Below are 4434 nucleotides of genomic sequence, written 5' to 3' on the forward strand. Positions count from 1 at the left end.
AGCAGGAAGAACCGCTGCCCGGCGAGATCGGAACCGGCCTCCGGCCCGACGTCGGGCAGCTCGACGGCCCGCATCTCGAAACGCCGGGGCGCCACACCGAGCGGCGCCGCGGCCGGCTCCGGTGCCTGTTCCTCCGGTCGGCCGGACCCCGTACCGCCGCCGACCCGTGCCGCCAGCCACGCCGTCACCGCCGCCGCCGTACGCGCCTTGGTCAGCTCCTCCAGCTCGGCGTCGTCCAGCAGCTCCGCTCCCCCGGCGATGCCCAGCCGCTTGGCCAGCTCGCCCGCGATCTCGGCCCGCTTGATGGAGTCGATGCTCAGGTCCGCCTCCAGATCGAGATCGGGCTCGATCATGTCGACGGGATAGCCGGTGCGTTCACTGATGATCTCCAGCACGACCCGCCCCACGTCCTCGGCGGACGCGGCCGGGGCCTCCTCCTGGACCACGGGGGCAGCCAACTCGGCTTCTACGAGGGAAGGTTCGGCCGACGGCAACGCCTGAGGGGCGACCGGCGCGACGGCCGCGACCGGAGCCACGGGGGCCACCGGGGACCCCGTTCCCCCGAAGTACGTGAGCAGCACATCCCGCTGCGCCGCGATCATCTCCCGTCCGCTGCGCAGGAATTCGGTGATCAGCGCGTCCCGGTCGACGGGGGTGCCGTTGGGCTGGTCGGTGGTCACAGTCGTCTCCACGACGCGTCGGGCCGGTGCCAGGGCACCGGCGAGCAGGGCTCCGTCGGCGGTGCGGACCAGCTGTCCGTCGACCGTCCAGCCGGGTCGGGCGGGGGTGGGGGCGCGCAGCGCGTCGACGGCGTCGCGGCCCTGGAAGAGCCGGGCGGTGCGCACCGGGACGCCCGCGACGGCGAGTCGGGCGAGGGCGTCGAGCCAGCCGGGCAGTCCGCCCTCGGGCCGGGGCTCGGGGGCGACCGTGCGGTGCGGGCGGTCGCCGAGGATCTGCCCGACGAGCCGGGTGAGGACCGCCCCGGGGCCCGCCTCGACGAAGATCCGCGCGCCCGCCTCGTACATGGCCTCGATCTGCGCGGCGAACGCGACCGGCGCCCCGATCTGGGCGGCGAGTTCGGCACGCACCCCGTCGGGGTCCCGCGGATACGGCGTAGCCGTGCGGTTGGCCCAGACCGGGAACTCGGGCGCGCGCACCGGCTGGTCCGCGAGGGCCTCGGCGAACCGCGCTCCCGCCCCGGCGACCAGCGGGCTGTGGAAGGCGCAGGCCACGGGGATCCGCTTCGCGCCGAGCCCGGCCGCGCGCAGCAGTCGTACCGCTGTGTCGATGTCTAGTGTGGGTCCCGAAATCACCGTCTGCTGCGGCGAGTTGAGATTGGCGACGACGACGGACTCCGGCGCCCCCGCGTCGCGCAGGGCACCGACGACGTCCTCGGCGGGTGCGCCCACGGCCGCCATCGAGCCGGGGTCCTCGCCCGCCGCCGCCAGGATCGCGGCGGCCCGCTCGACGCTGAGCCGGGGCAGGGTGTCCGGGTCGAGGGCGCCGGCGGCGGCGAGGGCGACCAGTTCGCCGTAGCTGTGTCCGGCGGCCAGATCCGGCTGGACACCGGCCGCGCCGAGGAAGGCGTGGGCGGCCAGACCGGCCGCGCCCAGGGCGGGTTGGGCGGCCCGGGTGTCGGTCAGGGCGGTCCTGCGGCGCTCGCGCGCGGTGTCGTCGAAGGCGGTCGGCGGATAGACGACGTCGGCCTGGTCCGGTTGCAGATGGTCGCGCAACTCCGGTAGTGCGACGAGGAGTTCGCCGAGCATGCCGGTGCGCTGGCTGCCCTGTCCGGGGAAGAGGAAGGCGACCTTTCCGGCGACCGGGTCCGAGCGGCGGACATCCGCGTCGCCGTCTCCGTCGCCGTGCCCGTCGAGGACCGCCCGCAGCCGCTCGGTCAGCTGATCCACGTCCTGTGCCAAGAAGGCCAGTTGGACCGCCTCTCGCGAGGTGTCGGCACGGTGGGCCGCGGCGAGGGCGAGGTCGCGCAGCCGCCAGGGCCGCCCGTCCGCCTCGGCGGCCTCGAGGAGTTCGGCCGCCTGCCGGTGCGCGGTCCGCTCGTCCCGGGCGCGGAACAGGAACAGTTCGGCGGGCCACTCGTCCAGGGTCTGCCGGGGCGGAACCGCGTCCCCGTGGGCGGCCAGCACGGCGTGGAAGTTGGTGCCGCCGAAGCCGAACGCGCTGACTCCGGCGAAGCGTTCGCCCGCGGGCCGGACCCAGGGCCGGGCTTCGGTGTGGAAGGCGAAGGGGCTGTCGTCCTCGGTCCAGGCCGGGTTGGGGCGCCCCAGGTGCAGGGTGGGCGGCGTGACCCCGGTGTAGAGGGCGAGGGTCGTCTTGATCAGTCCGGCGAGTCCGGCGGCGCACTTGGTGTGCCCGATCTGGGACTTGACCGAGCCGAGCGCGCAGCCGCCGGTGCGGGCGCCGGCCTCGGCGAACACCTCGCCGAGGATGCTGAGTTCGGTGCGGTCGCCGACCACGGTGCCGGTGCCGTGCGCCTCCACCAGGCTCACCTGCGCGGGCGAGACCCCGGCGTTGCGGTACGCCCGCTCCAGCGCGGCCCGCTGGCCCTCGGGGCGGGGTGCGGTCAGGCCCAGGGAGCGGCCGTCGCTGGCGGAGCCGAGGCCCTTGACCACGCCGTAGATCCGGTCGCCGTCGCGTTCGGCGTCGGCGAGCCGCTTGAGCACCACGCAGGCGACGCCCTCGCCGAGCGCGATGCCGTCGGCCTCCGCGTCGAAGGCGCGGGAGCGGCCGGTCGGGGAGAGGGCGTGGACGGAGGAGAACAGGACGTAGTCGTTGATGCCGTTGTGCAGGTCGGCGCCGCCGCACAGCACCACGTCGCTGGTGCCGGAGACGAGTTCCTTGCAGGCCACGTCGAGCGCGGCGAGGGAGGAGGCGCAGGCGGCGTCCACGGTGAAGTTGGCGCCGCCGAGGTCGAGGCGGTTGGCGATGCGGCCGGAGATGACGTTGGCGAGCATTCCGGGGAAGGAGTCCTCGGTCAGCCGGGGCAGTTGGCCGTCGAGTCCGTCGGGGACCTTGCCGTAGTACGACGGGAGTACGGCCCGCAGGGTCACGGCGTTGGACAGGTCGCTGCCCGCCTCCGCACCGAAGACCACGGCGGTGCGCGAGCGGTCGAACTCCCGTCCCCGCTCGCCGTATCCGGCGTCCTCCAGGGCCCGCCGGGCCGCCTCCAGGGACAGCAGCTGCACGGGCTCGATGCTGCCGAGGGAGGTGGGCGGGATGCCGTAGCGCAGCGGGTCGAAGGGGATGCGGGGCAGGAACCCGCCCCACTTGGAGGCGGTGTGCCCGGCGGCGTGGTGCACGTCCGGGTCCCAGCGGTCGGCGGGCACCTCGGTCACCGCGTCGCGTCCGGCGACGATGTTCGCCCAGAACGCAGCGAGGTCGGGTGCCCCGGGGAACATGCAGGCCATGCCGACGATCGCGACATCGAGCGGCGCGGGCGGCGCCGGCTCCCACTCGGTGACCGGGAGCCGGCCGCGGGCGGCGAGGAAGTCGGCGGCGCCGTCGGTCACCGAGCGGTGCAGGGCCGCCATGGTCGTCGTCGCGGAGCGCAGGACGGCGACCTCTCCGGCCATGAACATCCCGTCGGTGAGCTGCCGTTGCTCGTCGACGTCCCGCAACTCCCCGTCGTCCGCGCGCTCCACGCCCTTGCTGGCGATGCGCAGCCGCCCCACGTTGAGGCGTTCCAGGGTCTCCCACACCTCGCGGTCGGGCAGGCCCCCGGTGCGCAGCGCGCGTTCGCGGTCCCGGTAGTCGTCGGTGAACGGGCTGGGCACGCACCGGGTGGCGTGGCCGGGCGCGGTCTCCAGCAGGGCGGTCGCGGTGGCGGCGCGGACCTGTTCCTGGAAGAGCGGCCGGATGGCGCCGTGGGCGACGGCCTCCTCGGTGAACAGGTAGGCAGTGCCCATGAGGACCCCGATCGCGGCGCCCCGTCCGGTGAGTGGCGCGGCGAGCGCGGCGACCATCGCGGCGGACCGCTCGTCGTGGACGCCGCCCGCGAAGAACACCTCCACCTGGGCCGCCGTCCCGGGTTCGGCGTCGGTCAGGAAGTCGTCCAGTACGGCGAGTTGGGCCTCCCACAGCGGGAAGGATGCCCGGGGCCCGACATGCCCGCCGCACTCCGAGCCCTCGAAGACGAACCTGCGCGCCCCGGCCTGGAGGAACTGCCGCAGCAGCCCCGGCGAGGGCACATGCAGGAAGGTGCGGATCCCGGCCCGCTCCAGCGCCTCGGCCTGCGCGGGCCGCCCGCCCGCGATGACGGCGTGCGTGGGCCGCAGTTGTCGTACGACCTCCAGCTGGGCGTTCCTGATCTCCTCGGGTGCGAAGCCGAGCACGCCCACGCCCCAGGGCCGGCCGTCGAGGACGGCGCGCGCCTCGGTCAGCATCGCCCGGGTCCGGGCGCCGTCCTCGACGGCCGGC

At 75.0% G+C, this 4434-nt stretch carries 1 protein-coding gene; it reads right to left on the bottom strand.

Annotated features, from left to right (window positions below; translation table 11 throughout):
• On the bottom strand, positions 1-4434 hold a 4434-nt coding region (locus CCN72_RS32405; protein WP_107430215.1), incomplete at both ends, for a type I polyketide synthase.

Origin of the sequence: Streptomyces murinus (genome assembly GCF_002154555.1) — a bacterium.
GTDB classification, from domain to species: domain Bacteria; phylum Actinomycetota; class Actinomycetes; order Streptomycetales; family Streptomycetaceae; genus Streptomyces; species Streptomyces murinus.